Raw genomic sequence first — 26,228 nt, forward strand, 5'->3', positions numbered from 1 at the left:
CTTGTTAATGCTACTTTTTGATAGTGTAAAGCAAAATGCCTAATTTGGTCGTCTTTACTGGCAATGCCAATCCTGAACTCGCACAAAAAGTCGTTGACCGTTTACATGTTCCTCTCGGCAGAGCGCAAGTAACTCGCTTCTCTGATGGGGAAATTTCTGTCGAAATTAATGAAAATGTTCGTGGTAAAGACGTCTTTATTTTGCAATCTACTTGCGCACCTACCAATGACAATTTAATGGAATTAATTGTCATGGCTGATGCTTTACGTCGTGCAAGTGCTGGCCGTATTACAGCAGTTGTCCCCTACTTCGGTTATGCACGCCAAGATCGTCGCCCACGCTCTGCACGTGTACCGATTACTGCCAAAGTAGTTGCCGATATGATTACCTCGGTAGGCATTGACCGTGTATTAACGGTTGACTTACACGCCGACCAAATTCAAGGCTTTTTTGATATTCCTGTTGATAACATTTACGGTTCACCTGTGTTATTAGCCGATCTACAAAAACAATCGTTTGATAATTTAATGATCGTTTCGCCTGACGTAGGTGGTGTAGTTCGCGCCCGTGCGGTTGCTAAACAGTTAGGTGAAGTTGATTTAGCCATTATCGACAAACGTCGTGCCCGCGCTAACGAATCTCAAGTGATGCATATCATTGGTGACGTTTCTGGCCGTGACTGTATTATTGTTGACGATATGGTTGATACTGCTGGTACATTGTGTAAAGCTGCCGCTGCTTTAAAAGAACATGGCGCACGTCGTGTGGTTGCTTATTGTACCCACCCTGTTTTATCGGGTGCGGCAATCAAAAATATTGTTAACTCCGCAATGGATGAATTAGTAGTCACGGATACCATTCCTTTATCTGCTGAGGCAGTAGCCAGTGGCCGTATTCGTCAATTGTCTTTAGCGCCATTGTTAGCCGAAACAGTTCGTCGCATTAATAATGAAGAATCTATCAGCGCAATGTTTGATTTATTCTAATCATAAAACGATTTTCTCAGGTACTTTTTAAGTGCCTGTTTTTCTAAGTATCACGTTTAGGTGATACTAATAACCTCAGTATCTGGTCGCAAGATGCTGAACTTTTGGAGACTATTATGTCCGCTAACTTCAATTTAACGGCTGTTAGCCGTAAAGACGAAGGGAAAGGTGCGAGCCGCCGCCTTCGCCACGCTCAACAAGTTCCAGCTGTTATTTACGGTGCAGGTCAAGCCCCTCAATCTATCGCTATTCCATTTAAAGATTTGGTTAAAGCCTTAGAAAGCGAAGCTTTTTACTCTCACATTTTGACTTTAACTATTGATGGTCAAGAACAACAAGCTGTTATCAAAGCATTACAACGTCATCCTGCTAAAAACATTCCTATGCATGCTGACTTCTTACGCATTGATGCAACACACAAAATCACCATGAAAGTGCCTTTACACTACCTCAACCAAGAATCTTGTGTTGGTGTAAAAGCTGAAGGTGGTGCAATTTCTATTATTGCTAACGATGTTGAAATCGCTTGTTTACCAAAAGACTTACCAGAGTTCTTAACTGTTGATTTTGCTGCTGTACATATTGGTACAACTTTACACTTATCTGATATTGCTTTGCCAGCAGGTGTAGAGATTCCTTTATTAGCACAAGGTCATGACTATGACCAACCAATCGCTAACGTTCACAAAGCTTAAGGTGAACTAAGCGATGGCGGGTTTGCAATTAATTGTTGGCTTGGGTAATCCAGGTTTAGAATATGCGCAAACTCGTCACAATGCGGGTGTTTGGTATGTGGCTGCCTTGGCAGAACAATATAACATCCGCATGACCCCCGAAAGCAAATATTTTGGGTTAGTCGGGCGCGGTCAAATTAACGGACAGGAAGTTCGTTTATTAATTCCCACCACATTTATGAATCGTTCTGGCCAAGCCGTTTCTGCGCTAGCCAATTTCTTCAAAATATCTCCTGATGCCATGTTAGTCGCTCATGACGAATTAGATTTACCTGTGGGTAGCATTCGTTTAAAAACTGGCGGTGGTCATGGTGGTCATAATGGCTTACGCGATATTATTAGTGGTTTAGGTAATCAAAATAATTTTCACCGTTTACGCATTGGTATTGCTCATCCCGGTGATGCTAAATTAGTGTCTAATTACGTGCTTGGCAAAGCTCCTTCTGCCGAACAAGAAAAAATCGAATCTGCGATTATTGCTGCTGTCAAAGTCACCGATTTAATGACTAATGGCAATCTAAACAAAGCTATGAATCAATTAAATGGTTTTAAGGCTTAGACGAATAATCATCAGTTACTGTCTCAACATCTAAACTTCGTCTAATACTATTCATTAAACGCCAATCTACCACCAAACTTGTCATTTCGTTATAATCTACATTAAAGCAAAAGCCTAAAAATCAAGGATTTAATCAATGTCCTTTATCACGGTCACCTCGCCACATCAAAATGGTCAACAACGCACTGCATGGGTCATGCGCCAAGTGTGTTATGCTACTTTACCCGCCTTAGCAGCGTTAACTTTTAGTTTTGGTATTGGCTCAATCATTAACGTGTTGTGGTGTGTTGCCATTGCGCTCATTTTAGAAGGCATTTGCTTAAAGCTGCGTAAAAAAAATCTTGAATTTTATTTAAGCGATGGCTCAGCAGCCGTGACTGGCTTGTTATTAGGTTTATCTATCAGTCCTTTATCACCGTGGTGGTTAAGTGTTATTGGTTTAACTTTTGCCATTCCGATTGCCAAACATTTATATGGTGGCTTGGGACAAAATCCTTTTAACCCTGCGATGATTGCTTATGCTTTATTATTAGTGTCTTTTCCTGTGGAAATGACCCACTGGCCAACAGGCATGAATTCAATTGATTCGACATTACATATTTTTTTAGATCAATATGGTGCTGTTGATCTAACGACGGGGGCAACACCACTAGATAACTTTAAAACCAACCACCACAGCCCAACACTGACATGGTTAGCTAATGGCAACATTGATCTTCCTGAATCAATGCTTGTGAATGTGATGTTTGCTTTGGGCGGCTTGTATTTATTAGCCAGAAAAATTATTACTTGGCATATTCCTGTCAGTGTCTTAGCCTGTTTAACTGTGTTATCAACGTTGTTCTTTATGATTGATAACCAACATTATGCTTCACCTATGCTGCACTTATTGACAGGCGCAACCATGATTGGCGCATTTTTTATTGCTACCGACCCTGTCACTGCTGCCACGTCTAATGGTGCTAGGTTAATTTATGGTATGGGAATTGGTATGTTAATTTATATCATTCGCACGTGGGGTGGATATCCTGATGCTGTGGCTTTTGCGGTGTTATTAATGAATTTGGCTGCTCCAATGATTGATCATTTATATCAACCACGCACTTTTGGCCATCAAGTCAGTATTGTTAAATGGCGCAATAAATCATGAATCTACGCGAAAAGAGCTTAAAAAGCGGCTTAATTTTGGCATTATTTGCAGGCATTACCACTGCCTTAATTGCCATTGTCAACACCATGACTGTTGACCGTATTGCTGCCAGCCAAAAAGCTAATTTATTAGACTCTTTAAATCAATTAGTACCCGTACAACGCTATAACAATGATTTATTACACGATACGCTTAGCATCAAAGACAACACATTATTGCATTTAGATCATGATGAAACGGCTTATCGGGCGCGTAAAAATGGCGAAAATGTCGCAGTGATTTTTCCTGTCGTTGCACCTGATGGTTATAGTGGCAAAATTAAATTATTGGTTGCGATTGAAGAAAATGGTCAATTGGCAGGTGTGCGAGTATTAACACACAAAGAAACGGCTGGCTTAGGCGATGCCATTGAAAAGCAAAAATCCAACTGGATTGATAGTTTTAATTTTCGCTCATTAGCCAATACCACTGCTCAACAATGGCACGTTAAAAAAGATAATGGCATGTTTGACCAATTTACAGGCGCAACCATTACGCCTCGTGCAGTGGTTAAAGCGGTGCATAATAGTTTGTTGTACTATCAACAACATAAAAACCAACTTTTTGCACAACCCAATGATTTGATTGATGATGAAAGTGAACAACTGTTGAGTCAACGACCATGAGCGAAACCAGTTACCGTCAAATTGCTGTTGATGGCTTATGGCGCAACAACACCGCCACCGTCCAATTATTAGGTTTATGCCCTCTTTTAGCTTGCTCAAATTCAGTAGTTAATGCCTTAAGTTTGGGGCTAGCCACCACCCTAGCCTTAGCAAGTTCTAATGCGGCTGTTTCTTTGGTTAGACATCACACTCCTGCAAATTTACGACTGCCTATTTTTGTAATGATTATTGCCTCTTTGGTGTCGTGTATCGAATTATTAATGCACGCTTTTACCTATCAACTTTACCAAGCTTTAGGAATTTTTATTCCGTTAATTGTCACCAATTGTGCCTTGTTGGGACGTGCTGAAGCTTTTGCCTCTAAACACAATACCCGTTTTGCCGCCTTTGATGGCTTGATGGTTGGTTTGGGTTTTACCGTGGTGTTAGTGCTGTTGGGGGCAATGCGTGAATTATTAGGTAACGGTACATTATTCGCCAATATGCACCTATTATTAGGCAATCTCGCCCAATCATGGACGATAAAAATTGCCGACTACAAACAGTTTTTGTTTTTTATTTTGCCGCCTAGTGCCTTTATTTGTTTAGGTTTTATTATTGCAGGCAAAAATGTGATTGATGAACGTTTAAAACAACGTGCAAGCCAACAAGCCAAAGAGGTTGTGGCAGGTAGCAAACGAGTCAGAACCACAGGACATATTAGCTAATGAATGCCTCTACAATTAATGAGATTTTTCGCCGTTTCCAACAACAAAATCCCAAACCGACCACCGAATTAGTCTACAACTCGCCCTTTGAGTTATTGATTGCCGTTATTTTATCGGCTCAAGCCACCGATGTGAGTGTCAATAAAGCAACCGCCAAGCTGTACCCTATTGCCAATACGCCACAAAAGATTTTGGCTTTGGGCTTAGATGGTCTAAAAAGTTATATCAAAACCATTGGTTTATATAACAGCAAAGCGGCTAACATTATGACCACTTGCCAAATATTAATAGACAAGCATCAAGGACAAGTGCCTCATCAGCGCGAAGATTTAGAAGCTTTAGCGGGTGTTGGTCGAAAAACCGCCAATGTGGTGTTAAATACTGCTTTTGGTGAGCCAACCATTGCGGTTGATACCCATATTTTTAGGGTAGCCAATCGTTTGGGTTTAGCCACCTCAAAAACAGTTGATGGCGTAGAAAAACAATTGCTAACTAATGTGCCTAATCAATATAAGTTAGATGCGCATCATTGGTTAATATTGCATGGTCGTTATGTGTGTACGGCACGTAAACCGCAATGTGAGAGGTGTTTATTAGCAGATTTATGTCCATCTAAAACTTAACAGGATACTTTGCTAACTTACGTTGCAACGTACGACGATGCATATTTAATGCTCTCGCTGTTGCCGAAATATTGCCTTCATGCTCTTGTAAAACACGTTGAATATGTTCCCATTCTAATCGATCCACCGACAAAGGATTGTCATTCACTAACAAAGCTGAATCTCCTTCAATACGCAAAAAAGCCGCCATAATTTCATCAGCATTTGCAGGTTTTGCTAAATAATGTGTTGCGCCGAGTTTGATGGCTTCAACAGCCGTTGCAATACTTGCATAACCTGTTAATACCACCATTCGTGTTTGCTCATCTAAATCATGCAAATACTTCACTAATTCCAACCCTGACGCACCATTCATTTTTAGGTCAATCACTGCATATTCAGGTGTTTGAAGCGCAATTAACTCAATTGCTTGTTCAACGCTTTCGGCTTGGATGACCTCGTAACCACGCTTGAGCATGGCTTTGGCTAACACTTGTCTAAAAATATGATCATCATCAACAATCAGTAACAATGGTAAATTATCCAAGATGAATCACTCGCTGATAAATGGGTAAAACAATTTGTGCAACCACACCGCCACCCTGTCGGTGAGTAAAGTTCATTTCTCCACCCAATCTTTCTAAAGTTGCATTGGCTAATAACAAACCAATACCCATTCCTTGTTGACCTTTGGTTGAAATTCTATTTTGTCCTAATGAGGTCAATATCTCATCAGACATACCTAAACCTTTATCAATCACATTAATATAAACACGTGAGCTATCAATATAAGCCGTTAATTCAACATAATCAGGCGAGGCATCTGCGGCATTATTTAATAAATTTAATATCGCTTGTTCTAAAGTCGCATCTGTTGCCACTAGAATATCTGTTAACCCACCAAAATCGGCATGTTTAATCTGAATAGTTGGTCTTAATAATTGAAATTTATCTAAGACAAGCTCTAATAATTTACTTAAAGATAATAAGTCAAATTGTTGATTTTTGGCTTGCTCAATACGTTGTGTCATCTGTGTCAAAATTTGTTTACATTGATTGACCTGCTGACACAATAACTCCATATCAGGCTTGAGAGGCTCTGCTACTTCACTTTTCAACTCATGAGCCAATACCGTAATTGTAGCTAGCGGTGTACCTAGCTCGTGTGCTGTCCCTGCCGCCAACGTTCCTAATGCTAAAATTTGTTCTTGGCGATGTTGGATTTCTTGTATTTTTGCCATTTTTTGTTGTGAATGTTTGACTTGATAGGCCAAATAGGCAATAAAAGATACGATTAATACAGCACTTAACACAAAACATATCCACATTGCCAATACATACCCATTAATTGCTAAGGGAAGTTTTTGTGAGATGTTTTCGAGTGGTACATAATCGAACATCAGCCTAGTAAATAAAAACACACTCAATAAAAATAAAGCCATGGTATAACCTACAGGCAACATGGCTGCACCAATCACTAAGGGCAATAAAAACAAAAAGATAAATGGATTTTGTGCGCCACCCGTAAAATACAATAAGGTTGCTAAGGCCAACATATCTATGGTTAACTGAATCGCGATAAAGTCATCGGTATCTTTATTAGGATGTGTTTTGAGGTAATACGCTAAATGAATATTGGCTGCCACTAAAACCGACAAGGTGAGGATCAAGGGAAATAGCGGTAAACTGAGTTGCAGAAAAAAATGCACTAGGCCAATGGTGATGCTTTGGCCTAGTATGGCTAAACAGCGTAAATAAAATAAATAATTTTGTCTCACCTGTTTTATTTACCTGTTGGATGTCCAGCCTCTTCAATCGCCTGTTTAACTTGAGGCGGCATATAGTTTTCATCATGTTTAGCTAAAACTTCTTCAGCTTCTACACGACCATTTTTAAAGTAGCCATTAGCCACAATGCCCTGACCTTCTTTAAATAAATCAGGCAAAATTCCTGTATAAGTTACAGGCACTTGCTTTTTTAAATCACTAATCATAAAAGTGACTGCTAAAGAACTAGGGTCTCGAACAACCGTTCCTTTTACCACTAAACCACCTGCCTGAATACGTTGACCATCAGGTGCTTCGCCATTTGCCAACTGACTTGGCGTATAAAACAAATTGATATTTTGACGCATGGCATACATTGCTAAGCCAATTGCCACACCAATCCCTAGTACCAACGAAATAATTAACACCAATTTACGTTGACGTTTAGGATTCATGCTGTTGACCTCGTTTTAACTGTTGAATCTGCTCTTTAAAAAAACGCTGACGCTGTGCTTTGGCTTGCCATACCAAATAGAGAATCGCACTAAAGGTTAAGGCATAGCACGACCATACATAAATGCCATGATTACCCATCGCCCAAAATTCAGCTAAAGAATTAAACGCCACGTTGCCCCCCTCTACCTGCCTCTGCTTTGACTAACTCTTTGACCCATTGACTACGACGCTCACGCTCTAAAATCACATTTCGGGTGCGTAAAATAGTTAATAATCCAAATAAACTATAAAATCCTAAAATCATGACTAATAATGGCATCCACATTTCTGGCGGCATTTTAGGCTTTTGGGTCACGGTAAATGTTGCACCTTGATGCAAGGTATTCCACCAAACTACCGAATATTTAATAATGGGTAAGTTAATCACGCCTACTACCGATAAAATGGCAGCCGCTTTTGCACCTGTTGAACTACTTTCATAGGCGTTATACAGTGCAATTACACCCATATATAAAAACAATAAAATTAGCATAGAAGTTAAACGGGCATCCCATACCCAATAAGTTCCCCATGTCGGTTTGCCCCAAATTGCCCCTGTCATTAGTGCTAAAAAACAAAAAACAGCACCAACTGGGGCAACAGCTCGCGCCACCATCTCGGCGGTTTTTACTTTCCAAACTAAACTAATCACGCCACAAATACCTAACAAAAAATAGGCACTCATGGCTAAACTTGCTGAAGGCACATGAATAAAAATAATGCGATAACTATTACCTTGAAGATAATCTGTTGGTGCAAATGCCAAGCCCCAGATTGTGCCAAGCGTAATTAACACACCTGCTAATATGCCTAGCCAAGGGATAAAACGTTCACTAATACTATAAAAATATTTTGGGCTAACGGTTTGTTCAAATAATTGCCACCAACGTTTTAAAAAAAACATGCGCTAACCTCCCACGGCTAAACGTAAAGCCGCCGCAACGGCTAAGGGACTTAATGTTAAAGCTAAAACCAAAAACGCCCCTAACAAGGCTAAATAACCACCAATTGGTAAACCATTCAACGCCGCTTGGACAGCAGCGGTGGCAAAAATTAACACAGGAATATGTAAAGGCAAGGTGAGTAACGGAATTAATACACCACCACGTTTTAAAGAGACGGTTAATGCCGCACCAATAGCACTGACCAAACTTAAGGTTGGTGTGCCAATCAACAAGGTAATAAACAAGGCTACAGCCGCGTCATTGGGCAAATGCAACAATAAAGCAGCAATGGGACTTAATACCGTTAAACAAGCTCCTGTTTGTAGCCAATGGGCAATCACTTTAGCTAATACCACTAAGGGCAATGGTGCAGGCGATACTAATAATTGTTCTAAACTACCATCATCATAATCTTGACGAAATAAACTATCCATCGACAATAATACCGCCAATAACGCGGCAATCCATACCACGCCTCCTGCCATGGCTGCCAATTTTGTAGGGGTAGAACTAATCGCTAAAGGAAATAAAGTAATCACCATTAAAAAGAAACTTAATGGATTAAGCCATTCGCCACCTTGCCGAGAGACCAATTTGAGATCACGCTGAATCACAGCCCATAAAGACGGCCACATTATTAGTAGCCCTCCTGTACACGATATTGTGCTAAATCTAAATGTTTAAGTGGAAAGTTTGGCTCAAATACATGGTGCGTAGTCAACAATACCATGCCTCCTTGTTGAGCATGATCTACTAACCATTGCTCTAAGGATTGCACACCAGCCAAATCAATGGCAGTAAACGGCTCGTCTAAAACCCATAACTTCGCTTGTTGTAAAAATAAACGTGCTAAAGCAACACGGCGTTTTTGGCCAGCAGATAAACGCGCAATGGGTACATCTTCATAACCATATAAACCAACTTTTTTTAGGGCTTGTTCTATATCTGCCAAAGAAATGAATTTTTGATGCAGTTGCGCTAAAAACTGTAAATTTTCAACAGCCGTTAATAAGGGTTTTAAACCCAATAAATGGCCAACAAAAGCAACATTTTGCTTAAATACGGAAGGATTATCTTGAATATTTTCGCCTTGCCAATAAATAGCCCCTGATTCAAATGGAGCCAAGCCCATTAGACCATTTAGCAAGGTTGTTTTACCAGTTCCATTAGCACCAACTACTTGCATGATTTCGCCAGCTTGTAATTGAAAATCGAGTTTAGCAAATAAAACTCGATCATCTCGTACTGCACATAAATCAGAAACAGTGAGCAATTGACGCACCACGCACAATAAAAATTTTGTTGATTATACCATTAAAGACTAATCTTCATAACGTCCCATCATTTGTTGCAAGGCGATTTGTCTTTCCATTTGTTTACGCTCATCTTCAATTAATTGACGTGCCACAAACAAAATTAATTGCCGTAACCAACGATGGGCAGGATGATGATGTAGCAACGGACACCATGCCATTTTTAATTCAAACTCTGGCACATAAAATGGCGGTTCTTTAATCACTAAACGCGGATTAGTGGCTTGTAATTTAGCCACACGACTGGGTAAAGTGGCGATTAAATCTGCATTTGCTGCCAATAAAGCAGGCATTTGATAGTGCCTTGTAAAAATACTGATTTTACGTTTTTTACCTAAACGTGCTAAAGCTTGGTCAATCCAACCTAAACCACCAGATTTATCAGGATTAACACCAAAGCCTACGCCCATACCTGTTTTACTCACCCAAATATGTTGTGCTTCTAGGTAAGTTTTTAAATTAAAATGGTCAACAATGGGACTATCGCAATGCAATAAGCAGCTAAAGCTATCACGCCAAACGAGAACTTGGTGGAAACTTTGTGGAATCTCATTAAAACGATTGATCGCTAAATCAACTTTACCCTGCTCCATATCTCGATAAGACACATCAGAAGGCGTTAAAAAATCTAAAACCACATTCGGGGCTTCGGAGCGCATCGCTTTGACTAAAGCAGGAATCAAGGTCGCCTCAGCATAATCAGAGGCCATAATTCTAAACACACGCGCACTGCTTAAAGGTCTAAACTCCGTTCGTGGCTCTAAAATTTGTCCTAAATCACTCAATACTTCTCTAATGCGCGGCTGTAATTCTAAAGCACGCTCGGTTGCAGTCATGCCCTCACTAGAGCGAATTAATAAAGGATCATTAAACAATACCCTTAAACGTCGCAAAATATTGGACATGGCTGGTTGAGTGACACCTAGCTGCTCAGCCGCACGGGTTACATTCTTTTCACGGAGCAAAACATCTAAATGCGTGAGCAAATTTAAGTCAACGCGCTCGAGATTCATAAAATAAATACCGAAGATTAATCTGATAAATTAGCTAAATTATGCCATAAACTTTACACTTGCAACATCCAAAAATAGGTCTTTTGTCAAAGACTTGTTTATCCCTCAACCTAAAACATAGGAAGGCATTTATGGCGACTTATCAATCTGCTCTTGAGCATGTTCGTGCCGTTAAAGCAAAATTAGGCAATACTTGGGGCGCAATTCATCCAGAAGATGCAGCGCGTATGATTATTCAAAACCGTTTCCCAACAGGTTTAGAAATCGCTAAGTACACTGCTGCTATTATGCGTAAAGATATGGCTGCATACGATGCTGACAGCAGCAAATATACCCAGTCTTTAGGTTGCTGGCATGGTTTTGTTGCGCAACAAAAAATGATTGCCAACAAAAAATACTTCGGTACTACTGAACGTAAATACATCTACTTATCAGGTTGGATGGTTGCTGCATTACGCTCTGAGTTTGGCCCATTGCCAGACCAATCTATGCACGAAAAAACCGCTGTGCCAAAATTAATCGAAGAAATCTACACTTTCTTACGTCAAGCTGACGCAAAAGAATTAAACGATTTATTCCGTGCTTTACAAAAAGCTGAAGATGCGGGTGATGCTGCTAAAGCTGCTGAAGTGACTGCTAAAATCGACAACTACGAAAGCCACGTTGTGCCTATCATTGCTGACATCGACGCTGGTTTCGGTAACGAAGAAGCAACTTACTTATTAGCTAAGAAAATCATTCAAGCGGGTGCTTGTGCTATTCAAATCGAAAACCAAGTATCTGATGCTAAGCAATGTGGTCACCAAGCTGGTAAAGTAACTGTTCCACACGAAGACTTCTTATCTAAGATCAATGCTGTTCGTTTCGCATTCTTAGAATTAGGCGTTGACGAAGGTGTTATCGTTGCACGTACTGACTCTGAAGGTGCTGACTTAACTCAGAAGATCCCAGTTGTTAAGAAAGCTGGCGACATCGCTTCTCAATACATCAGCTACTTAGATACTAAAGAAATTGATATCTCTGAAGCTCAAGACGATGAAGTGTTGATTAAACGTAACGGTAAATTACATCGTCCAACACGTTTAGCTTCTGGCTTGTTCCAATTCCGCGAAGGTACACAAATCGACCGCGTGGTTTTAGACTGTATCAGCAGCTTACAAAACGGCGCAGACATGTTGTGGATCGAAACACCAACACCAAACGTTGGCGAAATCGCGCACATGGTTAACCGCGTGAAAGAAGTTATTCCTAACGCTAAGTTAGTTTATAACAACAGCCCATCTTTCAACTGGACTTTAAACTTCCGTCAACAAGCTTATGACCGTTGGGTTAAAGAAGGTAAAGACGTTTCTGCATACGATCGCGCTAAGTTAATGGACGCTAAGTATGACAACACAGAATTGTCTGCTGACGCTGATGAAAAAATCCGTACGTTCCAAGCTGACGCTGCTCGTGAAGCTGGTGTATTCCACCACCTCATCACTTTACCAACCTACCACACCACTGCATTACATATGCACGAGTTGTCTAAAGGTTACTTCGGTGAAATGGGTATGTTGGCTTATGTGGCTGGCGTACAACGTAAAGAAATCCGTGAAGGTGTTTCTTGCGTTAAGCACCAAGCAATGGCTGGTTCTGACATCGGTGACGATCACAAAGAAATTTTCTCTGGTGACAACGCATTGAAAGCTGGTGGTACTGCCAACACTATGGGTCAATTCTCTTAATAATAAGAGCAAATTGATTTAGAAAAACCCCGCGAATGCGGGGTTTTTTGTTATTAATTATAATCCTGCTAATTTTAAGCGATTCGCATGACTACGATAAACAGATTTAGGATCAGTAGAAAAAATATCTCTCAAACCAAACATCAAATTAACTTCATCTAAATGATTCATCGAATAATCGTCGCGCAATACAACACCTAAATGACTACTACATTGACTCACCAAACCATCATTAGCCGTACTGATAAATAAACCTGTTGCACCTACTAAAGCATCTGTTGGGTCTAAAACATTTGTTAAACGTTTTGTGCCACTCCATGAATAATATTTAACACCATTAACCGTTGCAGCACCTTGACCACATGCAGTTGTTGGCACAGCTTGAGGAAATTTTACAGTAAAAGCTGCAGACCCCTTAGTTGATAATGAGGCAATACTATTTTTGGCACTTTGATTAAAGCTACCAGCCCCATTAAACAATTCGATTATCCCTGCTAACGCATTTAATGCACCATAAGCAACAGGACTTAATACACCTGTTTGTGTCACTAAATCGGCAACAGGAGAACCTTTGACTGGGCTACCAATGGCAGTCACAGAAGCAACTTTACTAGGCATCAAACCTGCAACATAGCGCACAGAATGTCCTCCATGACTATGACCCATCAGGTTAACTTTTGCAGCACCTGTAATTGCTAATACATCTTGAACTTGCTTTAAAAACTGTTCACCCCTAACTTCAGAACTTTCTAAAGCAGCCACTTGCGTCACATAGACTTTTGCCCCATTGGCCTGTAAATCAGAAGGAATTTGATACCAATAATCAACAACGCCTCCTAATAAACTTTTAAAACCAAACATACCATGCGCTAAGACAATAGGATATTTAGTTTGACTATAAGTAGAAGCAATTGCACCCTGTGTTACTAACGATGTTGATAAGGCAACAACTAGACTAGCAAAAATCTTTTGTTGAGTTTTCATATTGTGGTGTCCCATTTTTATTGTCAATTGCGTTATTAGCTACGCAAAATTATTTTTGTTTTCGCCAAGCAATCAATTGCTTGAGTGACTAAATAATAGACGCTTTATTTTCCGATGAAAAGCATTTTTTTAACGATAAATGGTTTTCATCTATCAAAAAATTAAAAAACTGGCTGCATTATTGATTTTTTCTGTCATGATTTTGTTTTAAACTGCCAAAACCGACAAAGTTAGCTTGATAGAATTGCTTGTTTTTTATATAGCTTTTTTTGAATTAGTTCTCAATTTTTGGCCAACAGGTTTGATTCAAACAACGCTGGAAAATCATTTTTAAATTTGTAACAAATTATATTATTGGCAATGTTTTTTTCTCTGAAAACGGTCATTTTTGCCTTGAGTAGACTTGTTTTTATGAACTGATTGTCCTAGTATCAAAACCTGTTGAATAAAACAACAATAATCTAACAACTTAAAAGACTAAACTCATAAAGCAAGCCATTATCTATTTGTATTGATATATTAAATAAGCTATTTATTCACTCAAAACATAGCTTTTCTCTGCTGTACTGATTAGCCGTTTAAGTTATTAATGATGGATATTCTTTATGGCCTTCTCTTCAATCGTTACTTTCTTTAATCGCCGTGTAAGCTTTTTGGGCAAAACATTGGCTCTTGGCTTATTATCTACTAGCCTATATGCAGGTGATATTTTATCTATAGCCAATGATTTAAACCCCAATGAAGATGGTCTTCCTCCTCCTTTAGAAAAACCACTGGATGTTTCTGTGTGCTTTTTTGATATGCAGGGCAAAAATGGTGATTTTTATAGTAAAGCAAAAGATTTAGCTTTAATTGCCAAACGTTGGAATGTCATTGCCAATATTAAAGTGTTTACTGATGAACGTGTTGCAGCCGAAAATTTTAAGGCTGGCCAATGTGATGCAGCAGGGATTTCAACCATGCGCGCACGGCAATTTAATTTATTTATGGGCAGTATTGAAGCTGTGGGTGGGATCACTACTTATGAGCAATTACGTTTATTATTGCGTATTTTACTAGATCCTAAAATCTCGCAATTAACTATTACTGAGCCATATCAAATTTTAGGCGTATTACCAGTGGGAGGCACATACATTCATGTTCGTGATCGTATGATTAACTCTGTCGAAAAAGCAGCAGGTAAAAAAATTGCCGTATTAGATTGGGATAAATCGCAAACTGAAATAGTTAATAAAATTGGCGCACATCCCGTTCCCTCTAATTTATCTAACTTTGCAAGCAAATTTAATAATGGCCAAGTTGATATTATTGTTGCTCCCGCATTAGTTTATAGACCTTTTGAATTAAATCGAGGTTTAGGCGAAACAGGTGGTATTTATCGTTTACCATTAACACAAATGACCGCTAGTTTTGTCATTAATCGTGCCAAAATCAAACAAAAACTTCCAGATTTAGATGAAAAACTTGTTGCATTCAGAACAATAGCCGATAAATTTATTGATCAAATTTTAACACAAACTTACCAATGGATTGATCGAGAAGAAGCTGCAATTCCAAGTAAATATTGGTTAACAATTGATCCAGATAATGAACAAAAATACTGGAACATGCTAAAAACCGCGCGTATTGAAATGACTAAACAAGGTTATTACGACCCTAAAATGATTAGTATTTTAAAACGAGTACGCTGCAAAACTAATCCAGAACGCGCTGAATGTAGTCAAACCGACGAATAGTTTTATTAACATGACATTTGACACTGATCTATTGAAAAACCATTGATTACACTAATGTAAACAATAATGAGCATTAAATGTCATGTTAAAATTCTTACAAAAAATGATATTAGCTGTCTGCTGTTGGGTACTAATAACAACCACTAGCCATGCAACAGAAGTTATGACTTTTGGTCAAGCATTAAAACCCGGTGAAAATGGTCTTCCTCCTCCTTTAGAAAAACCACTTTATATTTCCGTTTGTTTATTTGATATTTTAGGGAAAAATGGCGACATTTATAGTCGTGCTAAAGATTTAACCTTGCTTGCACGCCGTTGGAACGTATTTGTTGATATACAAGTTTTTACCGATGAACGTATCACAGCCGAGAATTTTAAAGCAGGTCAATGTGATGCAGCAGGAATTTCTACCCTACGTGCGCGTCAATTTAATCAATTTATTGGCAGTATTGATGCTGTAGGGGCTGTGCCTTCTTATGCTCATATGCGTACAGTGTTACACACTTTGCTTGAGCCAAAAGTTATTCCTTTATCTATTACCGAGCCTTATCAAATTGTTGGTGTTATGCCAATTGGCGCGCTCTATGTCATGGTACGCGACCGCTCAATTAACTCCATTGAAAAAGCAGCAGGTAAAAAAATTGCTGTTTTGGATTGGGATAAATCTCAAGCCAAAATGGTACAAAAATTAGGTGCTCAACCTGTCGCCTCAGATATTACTAACTTTGCAGGTAAATTTAACAATGGCCAAGTAGATATTATTGCTGCACCAGCTATTGCTTTTAAAGCGATGGAACTTTATCGCGGTTTAGGTGATACAGGAGCAATTTATAATTTTCCTTTAGCTCAAATCACAGGAAGCTTAGTCATTAATCGCGAAAAAATCCGTGCCAAGTTACCTGATCTAGATCAAAAAATTATGAGTTTGCGTGAAGTTGGTGTACAGTTTTTGGATAAAGTCCTTGACCAAATGTTTGCTTTTATTGATAAAGAGGAAGCGGCCATTCCTGCTAAATATTGGATGAAAATTCCAGAACAGGATTATGCCAAATATAACCAAATGATGCGTGAAGCTCGTATTTTGATGACCAAAGATGGCGTATATGATCCACGAATGATGAAATTATTAAAAAAAGTACGTTGCAAACATGAACCGAGTTTAGCGGAGTGTTCAACAAATGATGAATAGTTATTGATAATAAAAAAGAAAAACATTTCAAAACAGCCAATGTGCTGTTTTGTTATTTTTTTATAATCATAGATTGATAACAATTATTTTACTTACTAACAACCAGAGAAGCGTAATATGAAAAAAAATCTTGTTTTGGCCTCAACCGTACTTAGTACGCTGGTTAGCTCTTGGGCAATCGCAGCACCTGCCAATGCTGAATTTCCTCAAACTGTCAAAATGAAATTTTGTATTTTTGATATTGCAGGCACTAAAGGTGATGCCTACACCTATGCCAAAGATTTGGTCTTAGAAGCTAAAAAGTGGAATTTAGATGTTGATTTAAAAGTTTATACTGATGAACGTGTCGCTGCTGAAGATTTTAAAGCAGGTCAATGTGAAGGTGTGGCGATTTCTACCATGCGCGCTAAGCAATTTAACTTCTTTATTGGTAGTGTTGACTCACCTGGCTCTTTACCAACCTTCAAACACGTACGTGAATTAGTTAACACCTTAGCAAACCCTAAATTAAATAATTTAACAATCAATGGCCCCTATCAAGTTGCTGCCTTAATTCCTTTAGGTGGTGCTTATGTTTTTGTGAATGACAAAAAAATTAACTCTGTCGAAAAAGCGGCTGGAAAAAAAGTTGCCGTATTAGACTTCGATAAAGCTCAAGCAAAAATTGTGCAAAAACTAGGTGCTCAACCTGTTGCCTCAGATATTACTAACTTTGCAGGCAAATTTAACAATGGTCAAGTAGATATTATTGGTGCACCTGCGGTTGCCTTCCGTCCTTTAGAGTTATACCGTGGATTGGGTGAAAACGGTGCAATTTTCCGCTTTCCATTAGTACAAGTCACCGCTTCTATTTTAATCAATCGTGAAAAATACAAAGATATTCCTGATTTTGACCAACGTATCATTAAAATGCGTCAGTTTGCTGCAACCAAAATGGATATGGTCGAAAAGCTTGTTGCTAAAAGTGAAGCAGATATTCCAGCAAAATATTGGTTAGACTTAACGCCTGCTGATAAAGAAAAATATACTGCACTGATGCGCGAAGCACGTATCAGTATGACCAAAGAAGGCTTTTATGATGCTAAAATGATGGTGTTATTAAAGAAAATTCGCTGTAAGTTTGAACCTACACTTGCTGAGTGTTCAACTAAAGACGAGACATAACACTCAATCCATCCCCTCTAATTAGAGGGGATTTTATTGTGTATTCCCTAAAACAACCTATTTAATCCATTTAATGCCGCAACACGATACGCTTCAGCCATTGTCGGATAATTAAAGGTTGTATTGGCAAAATATTGCAAGGTATTCCCACCATTCTTTTGTTGCATAATTGCTTGTCCAATATGAACAATTTCTGCTGCATTGTTACCAAAACAATGAATCCCCAAAATCTCTAATGTCTCGCGATGAAAAAGTATTTTTAACATCCCTACTGTTTCACCCGTAATTTGTGCACGCGCTAAATGTCTAAAAAAAGCCTGACCAACCTCATAAGGTACTTGTTCTTCAGTCAGTTGCTTTTCGGTTTTACCTAATGATGAAATTTCTGGAATGGTATAAATACCCGTTGGTACGTCTTCAACATGAGGCGTATCTTTTAAGCCCAAAATATGCGCAGCGGCACAACGTCCTTGATCGTAAGCCGCTGAAGCTAACGACGGCCAACCAATCACATCGCCTGCTGCAAATATATTAGAAATAGAGGTTCGATATTGTTTATCGACCGCTATTTGACCACGACTATTAGCATTTACGCCAATTTGATCTAAAGCTAAATTGTCAGTATTTCCTGTGCGCCCATTACACCATAAAATAGCATCTGCTTTAATCTTTTTGCCTGATTTTAAATGCAAAACCACATAATCATCAAAAGTTTCAACATAATCATATTGCTCTTGATGACGAATTAACACCCCCAATTCACGCAAATAATAAGACAGCGCATCGGCAATTTCATCATCTAAATACGATAATAACTGCTGCTGAGTATTAATCAGATCAACCTTGTAACCTAAACCAACAAATATACTCGCGTATTCACAACCAATAACGCCTGCACCATAAATAATCAATTTATGAACGGGGTAATTTAATGTCAAAATTTTATCACTGTCAAAAATACGAGGATGCGAAAAATCAATATCTGTAGGATGATAAGGGCGACTTCCTGTGGCTAATACTGCATTTTCAAAGGTCAAAATCTCATGACCACCTTCAATTGTCGTCACTTTTAAGGTATGTTCATCGACAAATTGCGCTTGACCAAAATACATATCAACACGATTTCGATCATAAAAACGGGTATGTACCTCTACTTGTTGTTCAATAATTTTATGTGCACGTGCCAATACTTGTGATAATGGAACATTACGCAACTCTCCTACACGTTGAAACATCGAGTCACGTTGATATCTCATAATATTAAAAACCGTTTGACGCAACGCTTTAGATGGAATTGTGCCGACATGAGTACAATTACCACCTACTTGTGGACGTGCATCTATCACAGCAACTTTTTTGCCTTCTTTAGTGAGTTTCATTGCCGCCCCTTCACCTGCTGGGCCAGCTCCAACAACGATTACATCATAATCATAAGACATTATTTGTCTCCCTTTTAAAAATATCAGTCACCCATAAAATGGGTATATTTATTTAAAATACAATAACTAATTGAATTTAATAAATTTTTGTTAATTAACTCATATAAAATTATTAAATATTGATAAATTATGCCATTTACTGTCTAACAGTAGGACAACATAAAATCAATTTGTCACAAAACAATGCTAAATTATCTGTACTAATGAGTACACATTAGTTTTTCAAGTGAGGTACGAATTATGGTACGTTTATCAACGACTAAATACGTAACAGGACTTGCGTTAATTAGCTCCTTATATACAGCAAATGTGTTTGCTGCTCCACTTAATCCGCTAAGTAAACCACTAAATATGACTTTTTGCGTTTATGATGTGGCAGGTAATGGCGGCGATTTATACCGCTACGCAAAAGACTTGTCTTTGTTTGCTCAAAAATGGAATGTCAACGCTAAAATTAGAGCCTATACCGATGAACGGGTGATTGCCGAAGATTTTAAAGCAAATCAATGTGATGGTATTGCTGTTAGCACATTACGTGCTAAACAATTTAATAATTTTGTTGGAAGTATTGACTCTATTGGTTCTGCACCAAGCTATCGACATATTAAAGAATTAGTCAGCACCTTTAATCACCCTAAAATTGCACCGCTCACCATACAAGGTGATTATCAAGTTGTTACTGTGATGCCTTTAGGGGCAAGCTATGTCATGGTCAATAATCGACATATTGACTCGGTAGAAAAAGCGACTGGTAAAAAAGTAGCTGTGATTGAGACCGATAAAGCTCACAGTAAATTAGTCCATTTATTAGGTGCTCAAGCAATTAATACGGATTTTTATAATTTTGCAAATTTATTTAATAATGGCCAAGTAGATATTATTACTGCTCCTGCGATTGCTTTTAAACCCTTAGAGTTGTCTAAAGGTTTAAGTTATTATGGTGGTATTTATCGTTTACCAATTATGCAAATGACGGGTACAGTTTTAATTAATCGAACTAATCTTGCTAAACAAATTCCAGATTTAGATTTACGTTTAGAGCGAATTCGTCAATATGCTTTAGGTGAAATGGACAAAACGATTGCCTATATCGAGAAAACTGAAAAAGCTATTCCACAACAATATTGGTTGGATTTATCTGACGCCGAAAAAAATCGTTATATCACCATGATGCGCGAAGCACGTAACCATCTAACCAAAGAAGGCTATTACGATGAACGCATGATGAATTTAATGAAAAAAGTACGCTGCAAAATCAGTCCATCCGACAGTGAATGTGGCGTTTAAATGACTTGAGACTTGAGCGATATTTGCGATTAAAAGTGTCAGTCCTCTCTTTTAAAGGCAGTGTTTTGTTAAACACTGCTTTTGTTCACATAAGATTACGTTCTTCATAACTATCTTTTGTTAGCATAGACCCGTTTTTTGGTTTACAACTAGATGGGATGCCAGCAATGTTTTTAGTTGATTTTATCTTACATATTGACCAACATTTGGCCGAGTTTGTTGCCAATTATGGAATATGGATTTATGCCATTCTGTTTTTAATTGTCTTTGTAGAAACTGGCCTAGTGGTGATGCCTTTTTTACCTGGTGATAGCTTGTTATTTGCCGCAGGAGCATTAGCAGCTATTGGGCAAATGGATCCATTTTTATTAGGCCTAGTCATTTTTACAGCAGCAGCTTTAGGAGACACCAGTAATTATCATATTGGTAAATATTTTGGGCGAGGATTGATAGAAAAATACAAATTAATTAATATGGATTATTTACATCAAACTGAACGATATTTTGAAAAACACGGTGGCAAAACCGTCATTTTTGCTCGTTTTGTCCCGATTGTTCGCACCTTTACACCTTTTGTTTCAGGTATGGGTGCAATGCCATTTAAACGGTTTATCAGTTTTAGTATGTTTGGTTCTTTGTGTTGGATTTTGACTTTTGTACCCTTAGGTTATTTTTTTGGCAGCCAACCCATTGTTAAAGAGAATTTCACATTAGTTATTTTTGGCATTATTGGTATTAGTTTTGCACCTATTGTTTTTCAAGCAATCAAAGCTAAACTTAATAAAAACGCCACAGCATAATAACTACCGTCATAAAAAAACCACCAAATTTGGTGGTTTTTTTATTTAGTAGTCTGTTTTTATAAGGCATACATTTTATCTAAGTATTCCAAAATATCTTTAGACTCAAACATTTCTATATTGTTATTAGGATCGATCAAAAAAGGCACCTGTACACGACCTTTTGTTGTTAACAACTCTGCTCGTTTGCTATTAGGTATAGGATGATACTCCCCTAAATGAAACCGAAAAGTTGCTGGCCCAACATCTGCTAACTGTTGTTTCCCTAAATTAATTAAACGATATGGCAACTGCAATTCACATAATTTTTCACGAACAGGCCGTGAGTATGGACTAGATTCAAAACTATATAAGATGAGTGGTTGAGCAGCTGATTTTGCAGGTTTTGCCTGTAATGCCGTTATTCTTAAACGCGCAAAAGAAGCCAATCGAGAATTAAACAAATTTAACTGCGTAGCATCTAAATTTTTAGGTATTTCCTGTTGTTTATATTGCTGAAATAAATAAGCATTTATTGCCTCTGCCCCTTCTAATTTGACATTTGTATTAGGATCAACCAAATAAGGGATACTTGCATTAGCACCTCCGTATCGTTGTAATTCACCTGCAAAACGGTCTGCACCCTGTGGACAAGGATAGATCAACACATCCAAATTTAACTCTGTTAATGCCTCACGTACTAAGCGACATTCAGCATTATCTTCACTATCAAACAATATTGGCAGTTGAACAGGCTGTTGTGTTGTTTTACTGCCTTTGGAGCCACGCCAACCACGTACTGTAGAAGCTACAACCGAGGAAAAAATATTCAAATGATGAAACATAAATAAAATCTCTTAACTACGTGGCACAACAATTTTTGTGGCGGGTGGATTACGTTTAGCCGCCTGATAAAGTGGCATAACCACCGCTATTTTACTATTTAATTCATTAATACGCTGACTACTCGAAGGATGGGTACTCAAAAAAGCAGGTGGCGCACTTTTATTGGCTGCCGCCATTTTTTGCCATAAAGTCACTGCCGCTTTAGGATCATAACCTGCTCTAGCCAATAATTCTAAACCCATAACATCAGCTTCGGTTTCTTGGCCTCGACCATGTGGTAATGTTAAACCTAAATGTGTGGCGGTTTGTAAAATGGTCGCTTGTTTTTGGCTCATGTCTGTCACCATCGCCAAAATAGCCATACCTGCTTGTTGAGCATAGGCTTGCGAAATACGCTCGCGACCATGCTCACGCAAAGCATGAGCAATTTCATGCCCCATAATTGCGGCTATTTCGTCATCAGTGAGTTTTAAATTATTAATAATACCTGTAAAAAACATAATCTTACCGCCAGGTGCGCAGTAAGCATTTAATTCATTACGACTTTCTAAATTGACTTCCCATGCCCAATTCAGGGCATCTGGACGAAAAGTTGCAACTTGAGGAATGAGACGATCGGCAATTTTGCGAATACGTTCAAGATTAGCTTTATCGGTATTGAGCGCGCCTTTTTGTTTGGCTTGCGACAGCTCTCCACGATAAGATTGTAGTGCCATTGCATTCACTTGCTCTGCAGGCAATAATAAAAACTGCTTGCGTTGAATGCCTGTTGCTCCCTCATGAGTACTACTAGTACACGCTGTTAGCACAGCAAAACTAGATGCCACTAACCATTGACGCCACTTCATAGCAAAAACCTAAATCAATTAATATTTAGCTAATAATGGCGGTTAACGCATGTTTTTTCAAGCAATTCAGTTTGCTGCATACAATTGTATTAAGTTTTGAACCCAAGGCTTATAAACATGTTGATAACGTTGCTGATAAAAACGTGCATTGATTGCATTGGGGTAAAAAACTTTTTCGGTGCGACTCATGGCTCGTACCGCTTGATTCAGATCGGGATAAATCCCCATTGCGACTGCCGCACACATCGCAGCACCCAAACCAGAAGTTTCACTGGTATGTGGTTTACTGATGGGCATATTAAAAATATCAGCTGCTATTTGCATCACTGCATTAGACTGAGAACCACCACCAGCAGCAAAAAGCTGTGCAATTTTTTGTTTGGTATGTTGCTCGACGTGTTCTTTGCCTTGTTTTAAGGCAAACAATAAGCCTTCAACTAAAGCTCTATACCAATCAGCTTTAGTATGTTGCGTACTTAAGCCTAACAATGCTCCTTTTGACACACTTTCACCTGATGCTTGCACGCTCAAACTAGGCTGCCACATCAAGCCGTTAGCACCTGCTGGTGTTGCATTTAACCAATCCTCAAGAACAGCCAACCAATCTCTGCCTTGTTCTGCTTGAGCAATTTCGTTCGCAGCAATCTGTTCTTTGAAATATTTAACTAAAGCAAATCCTTGAGGAATTTGGGTCTCCAAACAATACTGCTTAGGTAATACAGCAGGATATGGTGGCATAGGCGGATTTAACGATAAATAACGCGAAGTCACGGTATTATAAGTGGCTGTTGTACCAAAACTTAATGCCGCTTGAGTAGCATTCACACATCCTGCACCTAAGACTTCACAAGCCTTATCTGCGCCTGCGGCAACAATCGCCAAGCCTGCTGGCAAACCTAATTCATGGGCGGCAGCAACGGTTAGCTGGCCAATTAATTTGCCTGCTGGAATCAATTTAGGCAATTTTTGAGCTGTTAAACCCAACGCCTGCCAACGCCAATCCCAACGACTATGCCATTGATGCTTTTTATAATCAAAAGGGATATAACCAACTTGTGAAGGAATAGCATCACTATACTCACCTGTTAGTTTGTAATTTAAATACCCCGATAATAATAAAAATTTATAGGTTTTTGCCCATAATTCTGGACGATGACTAATAAACCAATTGGCAGGCGCACGTTTACGTAATTTTAAAATAGTTTGTTGATGGCCACTGACTTGATGGAGTTTTTGCCAATAAACAGGCAATGCTGGCAATTTTTCGCTTTGTCGTTCATCTAGCCATAAAACCGCAGGATATAAAGGTTGACCTCGTCCATCAACAATTACCGTTGTACCACGCTGAGTGGTAACACTTGCAGCCGTCACTGTATTAGGATCAATACCCTGCCGCCATAATGATTGACAAGCAGTCACTAATTGATGCCAATAATAATTAGCATCTTGTTCAGCAAAACCCTGTTTGGGTGCTTGATAAGGTGGCTCAAAATGAATCTGGCTACGCGCCAACAACTCACCACGAGTATCAAAAATAAAAGCACGTAAACTTTGTGTACCACAATCTATACTCAAAAAACGTGCTTTATTCATGCTAATCATTCCATCAACAAATTGATGGGTCGATGACCCACCCTATAATTTAGGCAAACTGTAATAAGCTTGCCAAATTTGACTATAACGAGCTTGCTCACTTACCCAGCGTTCTTCTGTCCAACCTTCACTCAAGGCTATTTGTTTGATGGTGTCAAAATGGGCAGCACCACCTTTGACCAACAATAAACCTAAACGCGTACGTCGTAACATTAAATCATCTAAATGAACGACTTGTTCATAACGCAATGCCCAACGAACCTCTGCCCACATGGTTTGAGTTTCTGGAATTAACTTTAACTCTTGAGCTGGCATTTCAGCCAAAAAACGTTGTGCTAAATAGCCATATTTACCCACAAAACGGCGATATTGCTCTGGCGATAATGGACTACTAATATGTCCTTCAGGTTTGCTAAACACAGACGCTTTTTGATCTCGTTGTTTAATTGTTGGCAACCAAGACTCAGCCGCTGTTAATACATCTTGAGCAATTTGACGGAAAGTGGTTAATTTACCACCTGAAACACTAATCACACCTTTGTCCGCCCATACGGCATGATCACGACGCTCTTTGGATGGGTCTAGACCTTTACCACTACTCACAATAGGACGCACGCCAGAGAATGTGGCAATTACATCATTTGGTGTCAATTTAGCTTGAGGAAATTCATGATTAGCTGCACGTAATAAGTATTTAACCTCCTCAGCCGTAATCACCGCTTCATCATCAAGATTATCTTTATGATCTAAATCGGTCGTACCAATAACCGTACGACCCTCCCATGTATAAATAAACATGGCACGATTATCATCAGGATGAAATAAAATTAAAGCATCGTTTAAGGGTAAGCGTTCGGCCGAAACAACTAAATGACTACCACGTTGTGGTCGCACACTGACAGTCTCTGTAGCAACTTCCTGACGCAAACGATTGACCCATGCGCCCGTTGCATTAACCACTACTTTTGCCTTCAATGTCGCTGTTTCTTGGCTCAGTTCATCGCGCACCACAAGAGCCGTCACTTGATCATTGGTAATAATGGTTTTTTCGGCTTTAACATAGTTAACGGTAACCGCCCCATCCTTACAAGCTTCATCCAAAACTCGAATCACTAAACGAGTATCATCAGTCACTGCATCCGTATAACGTGAAGCACCTAGTAATTTATCACTGCGGTAATTTGGCACACGGGCTAAAAACTTTTTAGCATTAAAATAACTACGGTCTTTGATACCTGCCAAAATATCATAAGCCATTAATAAAATCGCAAATGCCCAACGGTTACTTTTGATTCCACCACCTTGGTAATGGGCAAAAAAGTAACTCATACGGTCAACCAAGCCAGGTGCTTCACGCAACAAACGCTCACGTTCAACCAAGGAGTGACGAGTTAATTTGATATCACCCATCGCAATATAACGCAATCCGCCATGCACCATTTTTGAAGAACGGCTGGATGTGCCAAAGGCATAATCTTTTTGGTCAATTAATAAAACCTTTGCACCTGCACGAGCAGCTTCACGAGCAACACCTGCACCTGTGATACCACCACCAACAACAATAATATCCCATTCTGTTTGAGGCAACTCTTGCCACAAGACATCACGATTTAACATGTATTTACCTTAGATACTAAAAGAACCGAATAAACAAAGGATACTCGGTCTTTTATTAAAATGATTGTTCTTAACTGACAATTTA

The 26,228-nt window shown here is 38.9% G+C and carries 27 protein-coding genes; 13 read left to right on the forward strand and 14 right to left on the reverse strand.

Features of this window, described 5'->3' with window-relative positions:
• The first annotated feature begins 35 nt into the window (after positions 1-35).
• From Q0212_RS15045 to nth, 7 genes are all read left to right on the forward strand, one after another.
• Positions 36-986, forward strand: coding sequence for a ribose-phosphate pyrophosphokinase (locus Q0212_RS15045; protein ID WP_297927016.1), 951 nt, complete (start codon positions 36-38; stop codon positions 984-986).
• 116 nt (positions 987-1,102) lie between these two features.
• Complete coding sequence (locus Q0212_RS15050) at positions 1,103-1,681, forward strand: 50S ribosomal protein L25/general stress protein Ctc (RefSeq protein ID WP_297927018.1); 579 nt, start codon at positions 1,103-1,105, stop codon at positions 1,679-1,681.
• A gap of 13 nt (positions 1,682-1,694) precedes the next feature.
• Positions 1,695-2,279, forward strand: coding sequence for an aminoacyl-tRNA hydrolase (pth, locus tag Q0212_RS15055; RefSeq protein WP_297927020.1), 585 nt, complete (start codon positions 1,695-1,697; stop codon positions 2,277-2,279).
• 136 nt (positions 2,280-2,415) lie between these two features.
• Positions 2,416-3,429, forward strand: a complete 1,014-nt coding sequence (locus Q0212_RS15060) for an RnfABCDGE type electron transport complex subunit D (protein WP_297927022.1) — start codon at positions 2,416-2,418, stop codon at positions 3,427-3,429.
• Positions 3,426-4,094 carry an electron transport complex subunit RsxG gene (gene rsxG, locus Q0212_RS15065; RefSeq protein ID WP_297927024.1) on the forward strand — a complete coding sequence of 223 codons (669 nt, stop codon included), beginning with the start codon at positions 3,426-3,428 and terminating at the stop codon, positions 4,092-4,094. The genes Q0212_RS15060 and rsxG overlap by 4 nt, the downstream gene beginning before the upstream one ends.
• Positions 4,091-4,801, forward strand: a complete 711-nt coding sequence (locus tag Q0212_RS15070; RefSeq protein ID WP_297927026.1) for an electron transport complex subunit E — start codon at positions 4,091-4,093, stop codon at positions 4,799-4,801. Before rsxG ends, Q0212_RS15070 begins: the two co-directional genes overlap by 4 nt.
• Positions 4,801-5,424: an endonuclease III gene (gene nth, locus Q0212_RS15075; protein ID WP_297927028.1), complete on the forward strand. Its 624-nt coding sequence runs from the start codon at positions 4,801-4,803 to the stop codon at positions 5,422-5,424. Before Q0212_RS15070 ends, nth begins: the two co-directional genes overlap by 1 nt.
• On the opposite strand, the gene Q0212_RS15080 is transcribed toward nth, so the two are convergent.
• Genes Q0212_RS15080 through Q0212_RS15115 form a run of 8 tightly spaced genes read right to left on the reverse strand, consistent with a single transcriptional unit; the run spans position 5,414 to position 10,934 of the window.
• The gene (locus tag Q0212_RS15080; protein ID WP_297927030.1) at positions 5,414-5,950 is read right to left on the reverse strand and encodes a response regulator transcription factor; all 537 of its coding nucleotides are present in this window, start codon (positions 5,948-5,950) and stop codon (positions 5,414-5,416) included. The genes nth and Q0212_RS15080 overlap by 11 nt on opposite strands.
• Positions 5,943-7,181: an ATP-binding protein gene (locus tag Q0212_RS15085; RefSeq protein ID WP_297927032.1), complete on the reverse strand. Its 1,239-nt coding sequence runs from the start codon at positions 7,179-7,181 to the stop codon at positions 5,943-5,945. Before Q0212_RS15085 ends, Q0212_RS15080 begins: the two co-directional genes overlap by 8 nt.
• A gap of 5 nt (positions 7,182-7,186) precedes the next feature.
• Entirely contained in the window at positions 7,187-7,624 is a 438-nt protein-coding gene (ccmE, locus tag Q0212_RS15090; protein ID WP_297927034.1) for a cytochrome c maturation protein CcmE, read from the reverse strand.
• A complete protein-coding gene (gene ccmD / locus Q0212_RS15095; protein WP_297927036.1) occupies positions 7,614-7,796 on the reverse strand; it encodes a heme exporter protein CcmD in 183 nt (60 codons plus the stop codon). Before ccmD ends, ccmE begins: the two co-directional genes overlap by 11 nt.
• Complete coding sequence (locus tag Q0212_RS15100; RefSeq protein WP_297927038.1) at positions 7,786-8,568, reverse strand: heme ABC transporter permease; 783 nt, start codon at positions 8,566-8,568, stop codon at positions 7,786-7,788. The genes ccmD and Q0212_RS15100 overlap by 11 nt, the downstream gene beginning before the upstream one ends.
• 3 nt (positions 8,569-8,571) lie before the next feature.
• Positions 8,572-9,243, reverse strand: a complete 672-nt coding sequence (gene ccmB / locus Q0212_RS15105; protein WP_297927040.1) for a heme exporter protein CcmB — start codon at positions 9,241-9,243, stop codon at positions 8,572-8,574.
• 2 nt (positions 9,244-9,245) lie between these two features.
• On the reverse strand, positions 9,246-9,881 hold the full coding sequence (gene ccmA, locus Q0212_RS15110) for a cytochrome c biogenesis heme-transporting ATPase CcmA (RefSeq protein ID WP_297927042.1): 636 nt from the start codon (positions 9,879-9,881) through the stop codon (positions 9,246-9,248).
• A 48-nt stretch (positions 9,882-9,929) separates the two neighbouring features.
• Positions 9,930-10,934, reverse strand: a complete 1,005-nt coding sequence (locus tag Q0212_RS15115; RefSeq protein ID WP_297927044.1) for a LysR family transcriptional regulator — start codon at positions 10,932-10,934, stop codon at positions 9,930-9,932.
• A gap of 131 nt (positions 10,935-11,065) precedes the next feature.
• Here Q0212_RS15115 and Q0212_RS15120 point away from each other — a divergent pair, with 131 nt between their 5' ends.
• Positions 11,066-12,661 (forward strand): isocitrate lyase, encoded by a 1,596-nt coding sequence (locus Q0212_RS15120; RefSeq protein WP_297927047.1) that lies wholly within the window; start codon positions 11,066-11,068, stop codon positions 12,659-12,661.
• A gap of 57 nt (positions 12,662-12,718) precedes the next feature.
• On the opposite strand, the gene Q0212_RS15125 is transcribed toward Q0212_RS15120, so the two are convergent.
• Positions 12,719-13,645 (reverse strand): triacylglycerol lipase, encoded by a 927-nt coding sequence (locus Q0212_RS15125; RefSeq protein WP_297927050.1) that lies wholly within the window; start codon positions 13,643-13,645, stop codon positions 12,719-12,721.
• Positions 13,646-14,250: 605 nt separating this feature from the next.
• On the opposite strand from Q0212_RS15125, the gene Q0212_RS15130 reads away from it, so the two are divergent.
• The 3 genes from Q0212_RS15130 (at position 14,251) to Q0212_RS15140 (ending at position 17,734) form a co-directional block, all read left to right on the forward strand.
• Positions 14,251-15,381 carry a putative solute-binding protein gene (locus Q0212_RS15130; protein WP_297927052.1) on the forward strand — a complete coding sequence of 377 codons (1,131 nt, stop codon included), beginning with the start codon at positions 14,251-14,253 and terminating at the stop codon, positions 15,379-15,381.
• Between the two features lie 163 nt (positions 15,382-15,544).
• Positions 15,545-16,570 carry a putative solute-binding protein gene (locus tag Q0212_RS15135; RefSeq protein ID WP_297927053.1) on the forward strand — a complete coding sequence of 342 codons (1,026 nt, stop codon included), beginning with the start codon at positions 15,545-15,547 and terminating at the stop codon, positions 16,568-16,570.
• A 117-nt stretch (positions 16,571-16,687) separates the two neighbouring features.
• The gene (locus Q0212_RS15140; RefSeq protein ID WP_297927055.1) at positions 16,688-17,734 is read left to right on the forward strand and encodes a putative solute-binding protein; all 1,047 of its coding nucleotides are present in this window, start codon (positions 16,688-16,690) and stop codon (positions 17,732-17,734) included.
• Positions 17,735-17,781: 47 nt separating this feature from the next.
• Here the strand turns inward: Q0212_RS15140 and sthA are convergent, their stop codons facing one another.
• Positions 17,782-19,173 (reverse strand): Si-specific NAD(P)(+) transhydrogenase, encoded by a 1,392-nt coding sequence (sthA, locus tag Q0212_RS15145; RefSeq protein WP_297927057.1) that lies wholly within the window; start codon positions 19,171-19,173, stop codon positions 17,782-17,784.
• A gap of 240 nt (positions 19,174-19,413) precedes the next feature.
• Between sthA and Q0212_RS15150 the strand changes: the two genes are divergently transcribed.
• Both Q0212_RS15150 and Q0212_RS15155 read left to right on the forward strand, forming a co-directional pair.
• Entirely contained in the window at positions 19,414-20,460 is a 1,047-nt protein-coding gene (locus Q0212_RS15150) for a putative solute-binding protein (RefSeq protein ID WP_297927059.1), read from the forward strand.
• A 167-nt stretch (positions 20,461-20,627) separates the two neighbouring features.
• Positions 20,628-21,260 (forward strand): DedA family protein, encoded by a 633-nt coding sequence (locus Q0212_RS15155; protein ID WP_297927061.1) that lies wholly within the window; start codon positions 20,628-20,630, stop codon positions 21,258-21,260.
• Between the two features lie 59 nt (positions 21,261-21,319).
• Here Q0212_RS15155 and Q0212_RS15160 read toward each other — a convergent pair whose 3' ends face one another.
• From Q0212_RS15160 to Q0212_RS15175, 4 genes are all read right to left on the reverse strand, one after another.
• Entirely contained in the window at positions 21,320-22,084 is a 765-nt protein-coding gene (locus tag Q0212_RS15160) for a glutathione S-transferase N-terminal domain-containing protein (RefSeq protein WP_297927063.1), read from the reverse strand.
• Between the two features lie 12 nt (positions 22,085-22,096).
• Positions 22,097-22,933: a M48 family metallopeptidase gene (locus Q0212_RS15165; RefSeq protein WP_297927065.1), complete on the reverse strand. Its 837-nt coding sequence runs from the start codon at positions 22,931-22,933 to the stop codon at positions 22,097-22,099.
• Between the two features lie 66 nt (positions 22,934-22,999).
• Positions 23,000-24,526, reverse strand: coding sequence for an FGGY-family carbohydrate kinase (locus Q0212_RS15170; protein ID WP_297927067.1), 1,527 nt, complete (start codon positions 24,524-24,526; stop codon positions 23,000-23,002).
• Between the two features lie 42 nt (positions 24,527-24,568).
• Positions 24,569-26,143, reverse strand: a complete 1,575-nt coding sequence (locus Q0212_RS15175) for a glycerol-3-phosphate dehydrogenase/oxidase (RefSeq protein WP_297927069.1) — start codon at positions 26,141-26,143, stop codon at positions 24,569-24,571.
• Positions 26,144-26,228 lie beyond the last annotated feature (85 nt).

The sequence above is a fragment of the uncultured Agitococcus sp. genome, from assembly GCF_937920075.1.
GTDB lineage: Bacteria > Pseudomonadota > Gammaproteobacteria > Pseudomonadales > Moraxellaceae > Agitococcus.

Excerpts from the sequence above, each read along its gene's own strand:
- Q0212_RS15050 (WP_297927018.1), top strand. The coding sequence starts at position 1,103 with ATGTCCGCTAACTTCAATTTAACGGCTGTTAGCCGTAAAGACGAAGGG.
- Q0212_RS15140 (WP_297927055.1), top strand. The coding sequence starts at position 16,688 with ATGAAAAAAAATCTTGTTTTGGCCTCAACCGTACTTAGTACGCTGGTT.
- Q0212_RS15155 (WP_297927061.1), top strand. The coding sequence starts at position 20,628 with ATGTTTTTAGTTGATTTTATCTTACATATTGACCAACATTTGGCCGAG.
- Q0212_RS15100 (WP_297927038.1), bottom strand. The coding sequence starts at position 8,568 with ATGTTTTTTTTAAAACGTTGGTGGCAATTATTTGAACAAACCGTTAGC.
- pth (WP_297927020.1), top strand. The coding sequence starts at position 1,695 with ATGGCGGGTTTGCAATTAATTGTTGGCTTGGGTAATCCAGGTTTAGAA.
- Q0212_RS15125 (WP_297927050.1), bottom strand. The coding sequence starts at position 13,645 with ATGAAAACTCAACAAAAGATTTTTGCTAGTCTAGTTGTTGCCTTATCA.
- Q0212_RS15135 (WP_297927053.1), top strand. The coding sequence starts at position 15,545 with ATGACTTTTGGTCAAGCATTAAAACCCGGTGAAAATGGTCTTCCTCCT.
- Q0212_RS15175 (WP_297927069.1), bottom strand. The coding sequence starts at position 26,143 with ATGTTAAATCGTGATGTCTTGTGGCAAGAGTTGCCTCAAACAGAATGG.
- Q0212_RS15165 (WP_297927065.1), bottom strand. The coding sequence starts at position 22,933 with ATGAAGTGGCGTCAATGGTTAGTGGCATCTAGTTTTGCTGTGCTAACA.
- Q0212_RS15115 (WP_297927044.1), bottom strand. The coding sequence starts at position 10,934 with ATGAATCTCGAGCGCGTTGACTTAAATTTGCTCACGCATTTAGATGTT.
- Q0212_RS15130 (WP_297927052.1), top strand. The coding sequence starts at position 14,251 with ATGGCCTTCTCTTCAATCGTTACTTTCTTTAATCGCCGTGTAAGCTTT.
- Q0212_RS15045 (WP_297927016.1), top strand. The coding sequence starts at position 36 with ATGCCTAATTTGGTCGTCTTTACTGGCAATGCCAATCCTGAACTCGCA.
- ccmB (WP_297927040.1), bottom strand. The coding sequence starts at position 9,243 with ATGTGGCCGTCTTTATGGGCTGTGATTCAGCGTGATCTCAAATTGGTC.
- Q0212_RS15060 (WP_297927022.1), top strand. The coding sequence starts at position 2,416 with ATGTCCTTTATCACGGTCACCTCGCCACATCAAAATGGTCAACAACGC.
- Q0212_RS15160 (WP_297927063.1), bottom strand. The coding sequence starts at position 22,084 with ATGTTTCATCATTTGAATATTTTTTCCTCGGTTGTAGCTTCTACAGTA.
- rsxG (WP_297927024.1), top strand. The coding sequence starts at position 3,426 with ATGAATCTACGCGAAAAGAGCTTAAAAAGCGGCTTAATTTTGGCATTA.
- ccmE (WP_297927034.1), bottom strand. The coding sequence starts at position 7,624 with ATGAATCCTAAACGTCAACGTAAATTGGTGTTAATTATTTCGTTGGTA.
- Q0212_RS15170 (WP_297927067.1), bottom strand. The coding sequence starts at position 24,526 with ATGAATAAAGCACGTTTTTTGAGTATAGATTGTGGTACACAAAGTTTA.
- Q0212_RS15120 (WP_297927047.1), top strand. The coding sequence starts at position 11,066 with ATGGCGACTTATCAATCTGCTCTTGAGCATGTTCGTGCCGTTAAAGCA.
- Q0212_RS15070 (WP_297927026.1), top strand. The coding sequence starts at position 4,091 with ATGAGCGAAACCAGTTACCGTCAAATTGCTGTTGATGGCTTATGGCGC.
- nth (WP_297927028.1), top strand. The coding sequence starts at position 4,801 with ATGAATGCCTCTACAATTAATGAGATTTTTCGCCGTTTCCAACAACAA.
- Q0212_RS15150 (WP_297927059.1), top strand. The coding sequence starts at position 19,414 with ATGGTACGTTTATCAACGACTAAATACGTAACAGGACTTGCGTTAATT.
- sthA (WP_297927057.1), bottom strand. The coding sequence starts at position 19,173 with ATGTCTTATGATTATGATGTAATCGTTGTTGGAGCTGGCCCAGCAGGT.